The organism is Lysobacter sp. P5_B12, assembly GCF_056400425.1.
Genome location: NZ_JBFULG010000002.1, coordinates 281,926 through 296,207, shown reverse-complemented (window position 1 = coordinate 296,207; position 14,282 = coordinate 281,926). Strand labels below are relative to the sequence as shown.

Genomic DNA, 14,282 nt, shown 5'->3' with positions numbered 1-14,282 from the left:
CATGACCCGCCGCCTGCCCACCATCCACGGCATCACCGAGCACGACGCCGGCCCCTGGCGCATGGAGCGCCTGGACCTGGAGTTCGACAACGGCGAGCGCCGCCGCTACGAGCGCCTTCACGGGCGCGGCCACGGGGCCGTGATCGTCGTGCCGATGCTCGACGCCGACACCGCGCTGCTGGTGCGCGAATACGCCGCCGGCATGCATCGTTACGAACTGGGCCTGGTGAAGGGCCGCATCGACGCCGGCGAGACGCCCGAACAGGCCGCCGACCGCGAATTGAAGGAAGAAGCCGGCTACGGCGCACGCTCGCTGCAGGTGCTGCGGTCGATCACGCTCGCGCCCACCTACATGAGCCACCAGACCCACCTGGTGCTCGCGCGCGACCTGTACGAAGAACGCCTGCCCGGCGACGAACCCGAGGAACTCGAAGTGATCCCATGGAAGCTCGATGCGCTGGACCAGTTGATCCTGCGCGAGGATTTCTCCGAAGGCCGGTCGATCGCGGCCCTGTTCGTCGTGCGCGAATGGTTGCGCACGCAGGCGGCGCAGCGATGATGAAGATCGACGACGCGTTGCGCGAAGGCGCGATCCGCCTGGCCGAACAGGCGGCCGTCGCGATCCTCGGGATCTACCAGGCGCCCTTCGACGTGGAGCGCAAATCCGACCAGAGCCCGCTCACCGCGGCCGACCTCGCCGCGCATCGCATCCTGGTCGAAGGCCTCGAGAAACTGACGCCCGATATTCCCGTGCTGTCGGAAGAGGCTGCAGAAGACACGACCTGGAACATGCGCCGCGACTGGCGTCGCCTGTGGCTGGTCGATCCGCTCGACGGCACGCGCGAGTTCGTCAAGCGCAACGGCGAGTTCTCCGTGAACCTGGCGCTGATCGAAGACGGCGAAGTGATTTTCGGCGTCGTGCAGGCGCCGGTGACGGGCGATCTGTGGCACGCATCGCGCGGTGGTCCTGCCTTGCATCGCGATGGCGAACGCGAGCGCGTGATCGCTTCGCGCCGCCCCGCGACCGCGCCGCTGCGCGTCGCCGCCAGCCGCTCGCATCGCGACGAACGCACCGATGCGTTCATCGCGAAGCTGGGCCCGACCGAACCGCTGGGTTTGGGTTCGTCGCTGAAATTCTGCCGCCTCGCCGATGGTGGGCTCGATGTGTATCCGCGCTTCGGCCCGACGAGCGAATGGGACACGGCGGCGGGACAGATCGTGCTCGAATCTGCCGGTGGTCTGGTCGTCGATCCGAAGGGGCGCCCGCTGCGTTACAACCAGCGCGAGACCATCCTCAACGGCGATTTCCTTGCGATCGGCGACCCGCAGTTGCCGTGGCGCGAGTGGCTCGCCGCATGAGCAAGCCCGACATCCAATCGCTGCTGCAGATCATGGCGCGCCTGCGCGATCCGAACGGCGGGTGCCCGTGGGACGTGGAGCAGACCTTCGCCACGATTGCGCCGTATACGGTCGAGGAAGCCTACGAAGTCGCCGACGCGATCGATCGCAAGGACCTGCCGGGCTTGCGCGACGAACTCGGCGATCTGTTGCTGCAGGTCGTCTTCCACGCGCGCATGGCGGAAGAACAGGGCGCCTTCGATTTCGGCGATGTCGTCGCGGCGATCTGCGACAAGATGGTGCGCCGGCATCCGCATGTGTTCGCCGATGCGCAAGTCGGTGACGCAAAGGCGCAGACGGTCGCGTGGGAAGAGCACAAGCGCCGCGAGCGCGATGCGGCGGGGCACGAAGATACGAGTGCGCTGGCGGGCATCGCGCGCGGTTTGCCGGAGTGGCAGCGCGCGGTGAAGTTGCAGCACAAGGCGGCGAAGGTCGGTTTCGATTGGCCGGGGCCTGCGCCGGTGATCGAGAAGTTGCACGAGGAGATCGACGAGGTGCGGGCGGAGTTCGAGGCGGTCGCAGCGGATTCGTCGGATGCGTTCGCGCGGGATCGGCTGGAGGACGAGATCGGGGATCTGTTGTTCGTGTGCGCCAACATCGCGCGTCACGCGAAGGTGGATGTCGGGTCTGCGTTGCGGCGGGCGAATCTCAAGTTCGAGCGGCGGTTCCGGATGATGGAGGTGATGGCGGCGGCCGAAGGGGTGCATCTGTCGTCGTTGGACCTGGATGCGCAGGATGCGTATTGGGTGCGGGCGAAGCGGTCGGAGTCGAAATGAAGTTCGCGAGTTTCCGGGAGTTTTATCCGTTCTATCTCGGGGAGCATGCGAATGTGGTTTGCCGGCGGTTGCATTTTGTCGGGAGCTGCGGGGTGTTGGCGTTGATCGGCGTGGCGATCTGGAGCGGCAATGCCTGGTGGCTGCTTGCGGCGTTGGGCTGCGGGTATGGGTTTGCGTGGGTTGGGCATTTTTTCTTCGAGCACAATCGGCCGGCTACGTTCAAGCATCCGGTTTATTCGTTCCTTGGTGACTGGGTGATGTTCGTGGACGTTCTGCGCGGGCGCGTGAAGCTCTAAAGCGCGACACATTCACTGGCGCGCCGCCCGAACGTCGATAGTTCCAAATTTTTTTGGGAAAAAAATTTGAAACTATCAACGCTGGGGCATCACCATTCGAGCGTCGCTTTCGATCAAGGGGCTTTYGCTCGGGCTTTCGTTGGGGGCTGCAAAGCAAGCTTTGCAGGGAGCTGATCGCTTTCGTCAGGGGGTGACCGGATGATGCTGTCGGAAATGCCGGCTGAGATTCAAAGCGCGCTGGCGCCGCTCGCGACTGCGTTGAACGCTGCGCATTTGGCGCCGGTGACGTGGCAATACTCTGCGGAAGCATTTGGTAATTTCGTGGTCACCTTTCGCAGCGAGCGTCATGCGTTCACGCTGACGCGTGATCGGGGGCAGTTTTTGTTCGATGGTGCGGATCGCAAGTCGGCAGGTCTCGGGAGGGTGTTTGAATCCGCCGAGGATTTGCTTCCGCATCTACTGAGTTGGCTGCGACGGTAAGCTGTCGAGCCGAAGGGGATCCACTCATGGACAGCAACGAAATCCTGACCCGCCGGGGATTCATTGCGCGATTGCTGCAGGCATGGCCCATTCGCATCGGCTTTGCGCTGGTGGTCGCTGGCTTCGTCTGTCTCGTGGCCCTTGGTCTCTGGCATGGGCGTGACGTCGTCGTCGCCCTTGCGATCTATTTCCTCGTGGTCCTCGGGATCGACGCCGTCATCGAGATCCTGCCGTTCTCCAGTGCGACGCGGTCTCGGATGGTCAGGCGCCGGGAACTCAATGCGCGCTATTGGTCTTATCGGATCAAGAGTTTTTTCTGGATCGGGCTGGGCTTTCTCGTAGGGCCCACCTGGAGGGCGTATCCCGGCCCATTCCACTTCGACGACTTCCTGGTGCCCTTGGTACTCATCGCAAGCGGCCTTGGTGCAATGTTTGTCTGGCGCTTCAGGGATCGGGATTTGGAAGAATAGGGCGAGGGGCTTTTGCCCGAGCGTTTGTTGGGGGCTGCAAAGCACGCTTTGCAGGGAGCTGATCTTTTTCTGAAGCAGGGAGCCACGATGCAGCGCCTTATCGGACTACTCTTTTTTTCCATGATCTTCGCCTCGGCCGGTTGCGCGCGGCCGCCAGCGCCAGCGCCAGCGCCTTCGGGCTACGTGACACTTTGCATACCCGTCTCGGAGGAACTTCCGCCGGACCAGGGGGAGCACGCGCCCGTCTGCGGGAAGTCACTACGGGTCGCTGTCGCCGTGACGGAATCCGGCATTGCGGAGGGCGTGCGGCGTCTCGACGAATCGGGCAATTGGGTGCCTTCCACTTCCTACCACGCCGTCATGTGGATCGTCCCCGACGATCGCGCTCGCGTCCGCGACTTCCTCGCCTCGCGCGTCAATCAAGGTGTCGTCGTCGTCGCGGGTGCGACTGTGATTTCGAACCTCTACGTCATGGAGGCCGATGTGACGAGGTTGGAACTGATCCGCGATTCGTCGCAGGAAGTCGCACAGATTCTCGCGTTGGTGAAAGCGGAAGCCGGCTAAGTTGCCGGAGCCGTTCGCCAATGGGAGAACGGAGCGCCTGGGACATCGCTCTTTCGATTGTTGAACCAGCGACGCGGGCCTTCCACCTCAGGAACCAGGTCGGAAGGTCTGCCGCGATCGCGCATGAACTCTCGGCGGCTCAGGCATACGAATGCCGAGCCGGCGAGGCCCCCTTTGAGGATCTTGGCTTGTACGTCGGCGGCGAATCGTTCCATTCCCATCTCCCCGAGAAACTCCATCTCCCGGGCAAGCGGCTGTAGCTGCGTATTCTCGGCGCGCGGAACGACGATGTAGTGGCCTGACTCGTGGCGATAGGAGCTCAAGCGCACGTGGTTTCCCCGCGGATCTCCATATCCAAAGCGGTGTTGCTGATCTGGAGAACCATTTGCGGAGACTCAGGAAGGATCGAAGTAGATCGTCTCCGACTATGGACCCATTTGTACTGGCGTGCCGGAAAGTGGCTTGTTTCGGATGGGCGGTCGTCGCGAAGGGCGCTACTCCATCACGCTCTACGGTTGGTTGGCACAAATAAGAACCAGGACGCAGGCCAACCGCTCTCAAGATCGGCTACCTGCAAAGCTCGCTTTGCAGCCCCCAGTGACGGCTCGGGCGAAAGCGCCCTGATCGAAAGCGACGCACGTAAGGTGATGCCCCAGCGTGGTTGGTTTCAAATTTTTTTCCCAAAAAAATTTGGAACCAACGACGTTCGGGCGGCGCGCTGATTGGTTTCCGAGCGGGCGTTACCGACGAAACCACACCGGACCCTCTCCCCAACCCCTCTCCCGGTGGGAGAGGGGCTCCAAGCGCAACTCACTCCTTCGGCGGCGTGACCTTCTTCGCCTCACTCCCAAAGTCACCCTGCGCATCGGCCGCCAAATAAGCAAACACCGCATACGCCGCGACATTCTGCGCGAGCGCCTTCGGATCGATCTTGTCGAGCGTGTCGTCCGGCGTGTGGTGATAGTCGAAATAATCCGTGCCGTCCTGGCGCAATGCACCCCACGCCAACCCGTTGGCAGCGAACGGACTCACATCCGGCCCCGGCCCACCTTCGCCCGGCGTGTACGCGATGCCCAGCGGCGCCAACACCTCGGCAATCTGCTTCACCGCACCCAAGGCCCGTTCCGGCGCACTCGTGCTGAACGCATAGATGCGCCCCGCGCCGAAGTCGCTCTCCGCCCCGATCTGATGCTTGCGCACATCCGGCCCATGCTTCAGCGCATACGCACGGCCGCCATGCAAACCCTGCTCCTCGTTGGCGAAGGCGACCACGCGAATCGTGCGCGCCGGACGCTGCTTCATGTCGCCGATCAACTTGCCCGCGCCCATCGCGATGGCCACGCCCGCGCCGTCGTCGATCGCGCCAGTGCCGAGATCCCACGAATCCAGGTGCCCGCCGATCACGACCACTTCGTCGGGCTTGCTGCGACCGCGCATCTCGCCGATCACGTTGTACGAGGTCGCTTCACCCGTCCAACCGCAATCGAGCGCGACCTTGACGCGGATCGGCTTGCCGAGCGCGACCAGGCGCGAAAGTTGTTCGGCATCCGGCGTGGACAAAGCGGCCGACGGAATCGGCGTCAGGCCTTCGTCGAAATGCGTGATGCCGGTGTGCGGGTTGCGGTGCGAATCGGTGCCCGCCGAGCGCATCAGGTATGCCGAAGCGCCGGCCTTGATCGCCGCCGAAGGACCCGCGCTGCGGATCTGCGAGCCCATGCCATAACCACTGCCGTCCTTCGCGCGCGCCATCGGGAAATCGATGAAGGCGATCTTGCCCTTCAGCGAACCGGCGGGCGCGGCCTGCAGGGATTTCAGATCGGCGAAACGCACGACTTCGCCTTCGACCGTGCCGCCGGGGCTGCCGCCGAGTGCGGTGAGCGTGAGCTTTTGCGAATGCTCGCCGAGGACTTCGGCGTGCTCGCTGGTGCGCACCCATTTCGGAAAGGTCACCGGCTCGGTCCACACCTTGTCGTAACCGAGCGACTTGAATTTGGCGACGGCCCACGCGACGGCGCGTGCGTCGGCTTCGCTGCCCGCCATGCGCGGGCCGACTTCGGTCGTCAGCGATTCGACGATCGCATAACCGGTGTTGTCGTCGACGGCCTTGTCGCGCAGTTGCGTGGCGTGCTGGATCGACGCGGAAGAAATCGTGGTGTTCTGCGTTGCCGGCGTCGCGGCGTTGGCGGCGGCGATCGTGGTGGCGAGGACGGCGGCGAGCATCGTCGGAACAAGGCGCATTGCGGACACACCCCAGCTGGCGGAAAGACGCCGAGCGTAGCAGCGGACCCCTGTGGCGCAGGGGTGCCGCTGGTCATGTTTCGCCTATCGCGACTTCAGCGAATCGCGGATTTCACGCAGCAGTACGATGTCCTCGGGCGTCGCCGCTTCGGGTGCCGGTTCGCGCAGGCGGTTGTAGGCCTTGAGCACCAGGAAGATGACGAAGGCGACCAGCAGGAAGTCGATGCAGGTCTGCAACACCAGACCGTACTTGAACGCGACTTCGGGGGTCAGCACTTTGCCTGCGGCGTCGGTGACGCCGGGCGTGACGACGTACTTCCAGTCGGCGACGCTCGCGCCGCCGGTGATCATCGCGATGATCGGCATGACGATGCCGTCTACCAGTGCCGTGACGATCTTGCCGAAGGCCGCACCGATCACGACCGCGACCGCGAGGTCGACGACGTTGCCGCGTGCGATGAAGGCCTTGAACTCCGAGAGCATCCCCATGCGCGTCCTCCCCCGGCGACAGGCCGGTGCGGCGAGGTTAGCGCAGGGGCGGGCCAATGCGGCCGTGAAGGGCGGGCAGGTCGTCGATGCGGGCCGTGAAGACGTCGCCGGGCTGCAGCGGGCCGACGCCCGCGGGCGTGCCCATGAAGACCAGGTCGCCGGCTTTCAGCGCATAGAGCTTGGTCAGCTCGGCGAGGATCTCGGGCACGTCCCAGATCAGCTGGTCGAGCGTGGAGGCCTGGCGCTGCGTGCCGTTGACCTCGAGCGTGATGTGGCGCGCGGCGAGCGGCTCGATGCTTGCGGCGGGGACCAGTTCACCCACCGGTGCGGAGAAATCGAAGCCCTTGCCGGTGTCCCACGGCAGGCCCTTGGCCTTTGCGGCCGATTGCAGGTCGCGGCGCGTCAGGTCGAGGCCGACGGCGTACCCGAACACGCTTGCGCCGTCACCGAGGGCGACGACGAGTTCCACTTCATGGTGTAAATCGTTCGTGCCCGGCGGGTAGGGCACGACGCCATCGATCACGACGGCATCGGCGGGCTTGGCGAAGAAGACCGGCGTGCCGCGTTCTGCTTTCGATGCGGGCACCGCGGCGCCCATTTCCTTCGCGTGGTCGGCGAAGTTGCGGCCGACGCAATAAACGCGGCGCACGGGAAACGTGCCGCCACCGCGCACCGGGATGCGCACCGGCGCGGTCGGCGCGACGACGTCGCTCATGCGGAGGGGAGGGCGTGCTTGTCGTTGCGGACGGCGCGATATTCGCCGTCGATGACGCGTGGGTCGCGTGCAACGCGCGCTGCATTGCGCGACTTCCACAACTTGACCAGCAGGCCCGCCGAAATCATCGCCACGCCCACGACGACGCTCACGGCGACCAGCGCGACGAGCAGCGCAACGCCGATCAGCCCGAACAACACGCGCAACCACGGGCGACGCGGCTTGCGCGGCGCGAAAGCGTTGCGGAACGCGGTGGAATCGAAGCGGTGCGTGAAAGCGATCATCGTCGGGGGCCGTGACACAATGCGGCAGTGCCGGGGCGGCGAGTATCCGGCCCCCCTTCGCAAAGCGTGTGAGGACTTCGTTAAATCGTGAACTCCGACGTCCCACAACGCGACGCATTGCTCCGCTTCGACCAACTCCCGGATGGCGGGCTGACGGAAATCGAGGCGCGCCTGGAAGGCAACGACGCCGAATCGCTGATCCTGCTGCGCGAGGGCGACACCGTGCGCGCCTGGCTCAACGTGTGCCCGCACGCCGGCCGCCGTCTCGACTGGGCGCCGGGCCGCTTCCTGCAGGACAAGCAGGGCCGCCTGGTGTGCGCGGTGCACGGGGCCACGTTCGAGCTGCAGCAGGGCGAATGCATCGCCGGCCCGTGCCGGGGTGCCGCATTGCGCACAGTTCCCGTCGTCGTGGAGGACGGGCTGGTGCGCGTGGTGCTCAGTACATGCGGCTCTAATACATGATGTTGACGGCCGCCACGATCACGATCAGGTAGACCAGCGACAGCGGTGCACCGAGCTTCCACAAATCCCGCGGCTGGTAGCCGGCGGGGCCGGTGATCATCGACATCACCGGGTTGGACGCCGTCATGAAGTTGTTCGACGCCGACATCGCGACGAGCAACGCGAACGCGGTGGGATTGCCGCCCGCGGCCAAGGCCAGGTTGATCGCCATCGGCACCATGACGATCGTCGCGCCGACGTGCCCGATGACCAGCGAGAACAGGGTGGTCAACACGCAGAGCGCCACTTCGACCACGACCAGCGGCAAATCCGATGGCATCTGTTCGATCGTGTGTCCCGCGATCCATGCCGCCGCGCCGCTGGAATCCATCGCCCATCCCAGCGGAATGAGGCAGGCCATGACGAAGACGGTCTTCCAGCTGATCGCCGCGTAGGCTTCGTCGATGTGCAGCACGCCGGCGACGAGCATGCCCGCAACGCCGGTCATCAGCGCGATCGACACCGGGATGCGCGTGGAGAGCGCAAGCAGCATCGTCACCACGAAGATGCCGATCGCGAGCTTGAACTTGTGCGGCCGCTGTTCGCCCTTCGGGTAGTCGGTGACGACCACGAAGTCCTTGTTTTCGGCGGCCTGCGCGAGGTCCTGCCAGATGCCGTGCAGCACCAGCATGTCGCCGGCGCGCAGGCCGAGCTGGCGGACGTTTTCGCGATGCACGGTCTTGTCGCGGTTCACCGCCAGCAGGCTGATGCCGTACTGCTTGCGCAACTGCAATTCGGCCTGCGACTTGCCGATGTATTGCGAGGTCGGCGGCACCACGGCTTCGGCGATGCCCGCGCGGCTGGGGTTGAACAGGTCGCCGAAGGTGCGCAGGCGCGTGCTCATGCGCAGGAAGTGGTTCTGCGCGAAATCGGCGACGACCTGCCGCGGCCCCATCGCGCCGAGCACGCTGCCGACCCAGATGCGCGCATCGGCCGGCGGGGCCAGGCGCGATTCGTTGCCGGTCTTCAGCGCCAGCAGCAGCGGCGCGCCGCGCTGCGCTTCGGCTTCGCCCAGCGACATGCCCACCAGCGGGCTGTCGGCGGAGACCGTGAGTTCGTACACGTCGCCTTCGATGCCGTAGGCCTGTGCGAAGTAACTCTGCGTGCGCGCGGGCGTGACGCCGCGGTCGATGTCGTATTGCTCCAGGCGCTTGTCGCCGAAGAAGCGGAAATACAGCAGCCCCGCGCCGAGCAGCGCCAGGCCGATCGGCATCGGCGCGAACATGTGCAGCGGTTCCAGTGTCGCCGCGCCCGAGGGCAGGTTGGCGTTGGAGGAGACCAGCAAGTCGTTGAGGAGGATCAGCGGCGAGGTACCGACCATCGTCAGCGAGCCGCCCATCACGATGGCCACGGCCAACGGCAACAGGAAGCGCGACAAGGGCAGGCCCGTGCGCGAACTCAGTCGCGAGGCGACGGGCAGGTACAGCGCCATCACCGACGGGTTCTGCATGAAGGAGGAGTTGAGGCCCGCCACCGTGTTAGTGAGCAGCAGCAGGCGTTCTTCCATGCCGCGCGAGCGCCGCAACAACCAGCCCGCGAGGCGATTGAGCGCGCCGGTGCGGTCCAGGCCCGCGCCGAGGATCATCGTGGAAATCACCGAGATGACCGCGTTGCCGGAGAAGCCGCCGAACAGATCTTCCGGCGCGACCAGGCCGGTGAGGCCGAGCAACACGAGCACGACGAGCGCGACGACGTCCGCGCGGATGCGCTCGAACAGGAACATCACCATCGTGAAACCCACCAGCCCGAGCACGAGCTTCATGTCGGTGGTGAGCATCAACGCGGTGTCGTTCACGCGTTCGTTTCCCCGGTCCTGCCGTTGTCCGGCACGCTGTCGTAAAGAAGGTCCCACACCCCGTGGCCCAGCTTCTGCCCGCGCGTTTCGAAGTGCGTCTGCGGACGCCATTCGGGCCGGGGCACCGTCCCGCGCGGGCCGGCGCGGTTGGCCAGCCCGGGGGTCGCATCGAGCACGTCCCACATCTGCTCGGCATAGTCCTGCCAATCGGTCGCAAGGTGCAAGCGCCCCGTGGGCGCGAGCTTGCGCACGAGCAGCGCGGCGAAGGCAGGGTTCACCAGGCGGCGCTTGTTGTGGCGCTTCTTGTGCCACGGATCGGGGAAGTAGATGCGGACTTCGTCCAGCGATCCGTCGGCGATCTCGTGTTCGAGCACTTCGACCGCGTCGTGGTGGTACAGGCGCACGTTGCGTGCGTCGTCGGCGGCCAGTGCGTTGAGCAGGCGCCCGACGCCGGGTGCGTGGACTTCGATGCCGACCAGGTCGCGTCCGGGATCGCGCGCGGCGGCGTAACGCAGCGCCTCGCCATTGCCGAAACCGATCTCCAGCACGCGCGGTGCGTGGCGACCGAACGCTTGGTCGAAATCGCGCGGCGTGCCCGTGTAGTCGAGCCCGAAGCGTGGCCACTGTTCGTCGAACGCGCGCTGCTGCGCCGGCGTGAAACGCCCTTGCCGCAGCACGAAACTGCGGACCTTGCGCTGCCCCGGCTCTTTGGTGAACGGCTTCTTGTCGACCGGATCGCTCGCCATCGACGCGGCCATCAACCGATGAGGCCGTCGACGGGGCTCGACGCCGAAGCGAAACGCTTGCGCGGAATGCGCCCGGCGCGGAAGGCGGCGCGGCCGGCTTCGACGGCGAGCTTCATCGCGTGCGCCATCAGCACGGGGTTCTTCGCGCCGGCGATCGCGGTGTTCATCAACACGCCGTCGCAGCCCAGTTCCATCGCGATGGCGGCGTCCGATGCGGTGCCCACGCCGGCGTCGACGATGATCGGGACCTTCGCGTTCTCGACGATCTCGATCAGGTTGTATTTGTTCTGCACGCCGAGGCCCGAACCGATCGGCGCGGCGAGCGGCATCACCGCGACGCAGCCGATTTCCTCCAGGCGCTTGGCGAGGATCGGGTCGTCGGAGGTGTAGACCATCACGTCGAAGCCGTCGGCGACCAGGCGCTCGGCGGCGGCGAGGGTCTGCACGACGTCGGGATACAAGGTGCGCGCATCGCCGAGCACTTCGAGCTTCACCAGCTTGTGGCCATCGAGCAGTTCGCGCGCCAGGCGGCAGGTGCGCACGGCATCGTCGGCGGTGTAGCAGCCCGCGGTATTGGGCAGCAGCGTGAATTGCTCGGGCGGCAAGGCATCGAGCAGGTTGGGTTGGTTCGGATCCTGGCCCAGGTTGGTACGGCGGATCGCGACGGTGACGATTTGCGCGCCGGCCGCATCGGTGGCGCGGCGGGTTTCGTCGAAATCCTTGAATTTGCCCGTGCCGGTGAGCAGGCGGGAACGGTAACGGCGGCCCGCGACGACCAGTGCGTCGTCGGCCGCGAAGTCTGGGGTGTCTTGCATCGGTGAATGGTAACGCCGTTCGTCGGTTCGAGCGTCCCGGAGATCGTCATTCGTGGGGATTTGCACACCCGGTGTCCTGTGTTCACCGGGTGGTGCGTAAGGCTGGGGGAGTGGCATCGATTACGGAGGCGGGCTCACCCCTGACCCGACCGACGGATCACGCCGCTGCGCGCGATGCCCATCGCGCGGTACGCCACGGCACACCCGCGCGAAAGCCGGGGTCGCAAAGCTACGGGTCCTCCGGCACTCCCCCTGCCGCGGACAGCCGGGTTCCCGATACCGCACGATGGTGTCATCGCGCGTCTTTTTTTCTAGCCACCGCCGAGCGCGTGGACCACTTCGACGCGGTCCCCTTCGACAAGTACGCGCGTGATGTGCATGCCGCGCGGCACGATGTCGCCATTGACCTCCACCGCGACGCGACGGCCCGCGAGGCCCTCGGCTTCCAGCAGGGCAGCGATGGTGGCACCCGGCGGCAGGGCCCGGGTCTGTCCGTTGAGCAGAATATCCATGCGCGCATTCTCGCCCGGGGCGTGGCAGAGTTCATCCACCATACCCACCCGTTTGCCCTGGAGCGTTCGATGAAGCAGACCTACCGGGCTTTCAAGCCCGTCCGCAGTCTCCTTGCTGCCGCCCTTGCGTTCGCCGCGCTGCCCGCGGCCGCGCAGACCTACACGCAGACCGTGTTCTTCGGCGACAGCCTCACCGACGCGGGCTGGTTCCGCCCGGCGCTGGTCCAGGTGGGTGGTCCGCAGGCCGGCATCCTGGGCAAGTTCTCCACCAACCCGACGCTGGTCTGGTCCGAATACCTGGCCGACTACTACGGCACCAACGCCGCGAGCGCCAACCAGGGCGGCACCAACTGGGCCGTCGGCGGCGGGCGCACGGGCACCGACGACGTCGGCGCGCTGGGCGCGATCCCGTCGATGAGCACGCAGATCAACGCCTACCTCGCTTCGACCGGCGGCCGCGCCGATGCGCACGGTTTGTACACGGTGTGGGGCGGCGCGAACGACCTGCTCGCCATCGCCAGCGGTGCGCCCGCGCAGGCGACGATGGCGCAGGCCGTCGGCGCGCAGGTCACCAACGTGGCCACGCTGACCGGCGCCGGCGCGAAGTACATCCTCGTGGCGACCGTGCCGGATCTCGGCGCGACGCCGGCATTCCTGGCGCAGGGCCCCGCGGGTGCGGCGGCCGGCACGCAGTTGTCGACGACGTACAACGCGGCGCTGTTCTCGACGCTCTCCTCGCAGGGCCTGCGCGTCATTCCGCTCGACACCTTCAACCTGCTGCATGAAATCATCGCTTCGCCGCAGGCCTACGGCTTCACCAACATCACCGGCGTGGCGTGCACCACGGCATCGTCGGTGACGTGCAACCCGGGCTCGCTGGTCTCCCCGGATGCCGCCAACACCTATCTGTTCGCCGACGGCGTGCATCCCACGGGCCCCGCGCACGCGATCCTCGGCCAGTACGCGATCTCGGTGCTCGAAGCCCCGCGCCAGATCGCGTTGCTTCCGTACACCGAGCAATTGATCGGCAAGTCGCGCGCTGAAATGGTGGGCTCGCACATGCCGGTCAAACCGGCGGAAGACGGCGCACACTGGTGGGCGAACCTGCGTGGCGACACACAGCGTTACGACGCACCGGGCGATTACGACGGCACCGGTCCTTCGCTGCTGTTCGGCGTCGACTGGGCCAACGGCGACGTCGTGTACGGCGGTTTCGCCGGCTTCGGCCGCAACGATTTCGACTACGGCCACCGCATGGGCGACTTCTCGCAGGACGACCTGACGATCGGTGGCTTCGTCGGCTGGTTCTCCGGCAACGTGTGGGTCAATGCGCAGTTGAGCTGGACCAAGACCAGCTACGACGTCACGCGCAACGTGCAGCTCGGCCCGGTCCTGCGCACTTACGAAGGCTCGCCCGATGGCGACAACCTCTCGTTCGGTGCATCGGCGGGTTGGGATTTCCACGCCGGCGCGCTGACGCACGGCCCGGTCGTGTCCGTGCTCTCGCAGCAGATCGACGTCGATGGCTATGTCGAAAACCGCATCGACTCCGCCGGCCTTGCCTACCCCGACCAGAGCTACGACTCGCTGGTCGGCGCCGCCGGCTGGCAGGCGCGCTTCGAGATTTCGCCGACGGCCGTGCCGTACGCGAAGTTCACGTGGGAACACGAGTTCGAAGACGCGCCGGAAGAAGCCTTCGCGCAATCGCTCACGATCGCCGGCACCTTGCCGTATGGCGTGCCGAACATCGAGCACGACGAAAACTACGGCACGTTGGTGGTGGGCGTGCGCACGCAACTGTGGGGCGTGGACACCGACATCGGTGCGACCGCGAGCGTGGGCCAGGAAAATGGCGACAACGCGACGGTGTTCGTGAGCGTGGGCAGGCGGTTCTGATTGCGAGCGGCATCGCTGGACAAAAGAGGCCCGCGATCGCGGGTCTCTTTTTTGGTGCGATTCTCGCGGTACGAAAACGATCAACGTTCGGGCGGCGCGTCAATGACGTAGGCCCCCTGGCCCAGCCTGCGTCCCTGGAGGCGCCCCCCAAACGAAAAACGACGGCACAGGGCCGTCGTTCCGGAATCTGGAGCGGGTGATGGGAATCGAACCCACGCTAGCAGCTTGGGAAGCTGCAGTTCTACCATTGAACTACACCCGCGGCAGGCGCGAGTCTATGCCGCGGGGCGGGCGGCTGGCAACGCGG

At 65.9% G+C, this 14,282-nt stretch carries 18 protein-coding genes, 1 tRNA gene and 1 riboswitch; of the genes, 9 read left to right on the top strand and 10 right to left on the bottom strand.

What is annotated here, in order from left to right; all coding sequences use genetic code 11:
• The first annotated feature begins 1 nt into the window (after nucleotide 1).
• The 7 genes from nudE (at nucleotide 2) to AC1DOM_RS04840 (ending at nucleotide 3,984) form a co-directional block, all read left to right on the top strand.
• Complete coding sequence (gene nudE, locus AC1DOM_RS04870; protein WP_498960784.1) at nucleotides 2-559, top strand: ADP compounds hydrolase NudE; 558 nt, start codon at nucleotides 2-4, stop codon at nucleotides 557-559.
• Nucleotides 556-1,359: a 3'(2'),5'-bisphosphate nucleotidase CysQ gene (gene cysQ / locus AC1DOM_RS04865; RefSeq protein WP_498960782.1), complete on the top strand. Its 804-nt coding sequence runs from the start codon at nucleotides 556-558 to the stop codon at nucleotides 1,357-1,359. The genes nudE and cysQ overlap by 4 nt, the downstream gene beginning before the upstream one ends.
• Entirely contained in the window at nucleotides 1,356-2,174 is an 819-nt protein-coding gene (gene mazG / locus AC1DOM_RS04860) for a nucleoside triphosphate pyrophosphohydrolase (RefSeq protein WP_498960780.1), read from the top strand. The genes cysQ and mazG overlap by 4 nt, the downstream gene beginning before the upstream one ends.
• Nucleotides 2,171-2,470, top strand: coding sequence for an Mpo1-like protein (locus AC1DOM_RS04855; RefSeq protein WP_498960778.1), 300 nt, complete (start codon nucleotides 2,171-2,173; stop codon nucleotides 2,468-2,470). Before mazG ends, AC1DOM_RS04855 begins: the two co-directional genes overlap by 4 nt.
• Before the next feature lie 198 nt (nucleotides 2,471-2,668).
• Nucleotides 2,669-2,950: a hypothetical protein gene (locus AC1DOM_RS04850; protein WP_498960776.1), complete on the top strand. Its 282-nt coding sequence runs from the start codon at nucleotides 2,669-2,671 to the stop codon at nucleotides 2,948-2,950.
• A gap of 26 nt (nucleotides 2,951-2,976) precedes the next feature.
• Entirely contained in the window at nucleotides 2,977-3,420 is a 444-nt protein-coding gene (locus AC1DOM_RS04845; RefSeq protein WP_498960774.1) for a hypothetical protein, read from the top strand.
• Between the two features lie 87 nt (nucleotides 3,421-3,507).
• A complete protein-coding gene (locus AC1DOM_RS04840; protein WP_498960772.1) occupies nucleotides 3,508-3,984 on the top strand; it encodes a hypothetical protein in 477 nt (158 codons plus the stop codon).
• Here the strand turns inward: AC1DOM_RS04840 and AC1DOM_RS04835 are convergent.
• From AC1DOM_RS04835 to AC1DOM_RS04815, 5 genes are all read right to left on the bottom strand, one after another.
• Nucleotides 3,981-4,307 (bottom strand): hypothetical protein, encoded by a 327-nt coding sequence (locus AC1DOM_RS04835; RefSeq protein WP_498960770.1) that lies wholly within the window; start codon nucleotides 4,305-4,307, stop codon nucleotides 3,981-3,983. The two genes, AC1DOM_RS04840 and AC1DOM_RS04835, sit on opposite strands and share 4 nt — an antisense overlap.
• A gap of 487 nt (nucleotides 4,308-4,794) precedes the next feature.
• Complete coding sequence (locus AC1DOM_RS04830) at nucleotides 4,795-6,204, bottom strand: M28 family peptidase (RefSeq protein WP_498961279.1); 1,410 nt, start codon at nucleotides 6,202-6,204, stop codon at nucleotides 4,795-4,797.
• Nucleotides 6,205-6,306: 102 nt separating this feature from the next.
• Complete coding sequence (gene mscL / locus AC1DOM_RS04825) at nucleotides 6,307-6,711, bottom strand: large conductance mechanosensitive channel protein MscL (protein ID WP_498960768.1); 405 nt, start codon at nucleotides 6,709-6,711, stop codon at nucleotides 6,307-6,309.
• Between the two features lie 37 nt (nucleotides 6,712-6,748).
• The gene (locus AC1DOM_RS04820) at nucleotides 6,749-7,426 is read right to left on the bottom strand and encodes a fumarylacetoacetate hydrolase family protein (protein WP_498960766.1); all 678 of its coding nucleotides are present in this window, start codon (nucleotides 7,424-7,426) and stop codon (nucleotides 6,749-6,751) included.
• Nucleotides 7,423-7,710, bottom strand: a complete 288-nt coding sequence (locus AC1DOM_RS04815; protein ID WP_498960764.1) for a hypothetical protein — start codon at nucleotides 7,708-7,710, stop codon at nucleotides 7,423-7,425. Before AC1DOM_RS04815 ends, AC1DOM_RS04820 begins: the two co-directional genes overlap by 4 nt.
• 87 nt (nucleotides 7,711-7,797) lie before the next feature.
• Here AC1DOM_RS04815 and AC1DOM_RS04810 point away from each other — a divergent pair, with 87 nt between their 5' ends.
• The gene (locus AC1DOM_RS04810) at nucleotides 7,798-8,172 is read left to right on the top strand and encodes a Rieske (2Fe-2S) protein (protein WP_498960762.1); all 375 of its coding nucleotides are present in this window, start codon (nucleotides 7,798-7,800) and stop codon (nucleotides 8,170-8,172) included.
• Here the strand turns inward: AC1DOM_RS04810 and AC1DOM_RS04805 are convergent.
• The 4 genes from AC1DOM_RS04805 to thiS form a co-directional block, all read right to left on the bottom strand.
• Complete coding sequence (locus tag AC1DOM_RS04805) at nucleotides 8,162-9,988, bottom strand: SLC13 family permease (protein WP_498961277.1); 1,827 nt, start codon at nucleotides 9,986-9,988, stop codon at nucleotides 8,162-8,164. The two genes, AC1DOM_RS04810 and AC1DOM_RS04805, sit on opposite strands and share 11 nt — an antisense overlap.
• Nucleotides 9,989-10,002: 14 nt before the next feature.
• Nucleotides 10,003-10,764, bottom strand: coding sequence for a tRNA (guanosine(46)-N7)-methyltransferase TrmB (gene trmB, locus AC1DOM_RS04800; protein WP_498960760.1), 762 nt, complete (start codon nucleotides 10,762-10,764; stop codon nucleotides 10,003-10,005).
• The gene (locus tag AC1DOM_RS04795) at nucleotides 10,764-11,567 is read right to left on the bottom strand and encodes a thiazole synthase (protein ID WP_498960758.1); all 804 of its coding nucleotides are present in this window, start codon (nucleotides 11,565-11,567) and stop codon (nucleotides 10,764-10,766) included. Before AC1DOM_RS04795 ends, trmB begins: the two co-directional genes overlap by 1 nt.
• A 187-nt stretch (nucleotides 11,568-11,754) precedes the next feature.
• A riboswitch (cyclic di-GMP riboswitch) is annotated at nucleotides 11,755-11,845 on the top strand.
• 33 nt (nucleotides 11,846-11,878) lie between these two features.
• A complete protein-coding gene (gene thiS / locus AC1DOM_RS04790) occupies nucleotides 11,879-12,079 on the bottom strand; it encodes a sulfur carrier protein ThiS (RefSeq protein WP_498960756.1) in 201 nt (66 codons plus the stop codon).
• 69 nt (nucleotides 12,080-12,148) lie between these two features.
• Between thiS and AC1DOM_RS04785 the strand changes: the two genes are divergently transcribed.
• Nucleotides 12,149-13,975, top strand: coding sequence for an autotransporter domain-containing protein (locus tag AC1DOM_RS04785; protein WP_498960754.1), 1,827 nt, complete (start codon nucleotides 12,149-12,151; stop codon nucleotides 13,973-13,975).
• Nucleotides 13,976-14,163: 188 nt separating this feature from the next.
• Here the strand turns inward: AC1DOM_RS04785 and AC1DOM_RS04780 are convergent.
• Nucleotides 14,164-14,237 (bottom strand) — tRNA-Gly (locus tag AC1DOM_RS04780).
• Nucleotides 14,238-14,282: the final 45 nt, after the last annotated feature.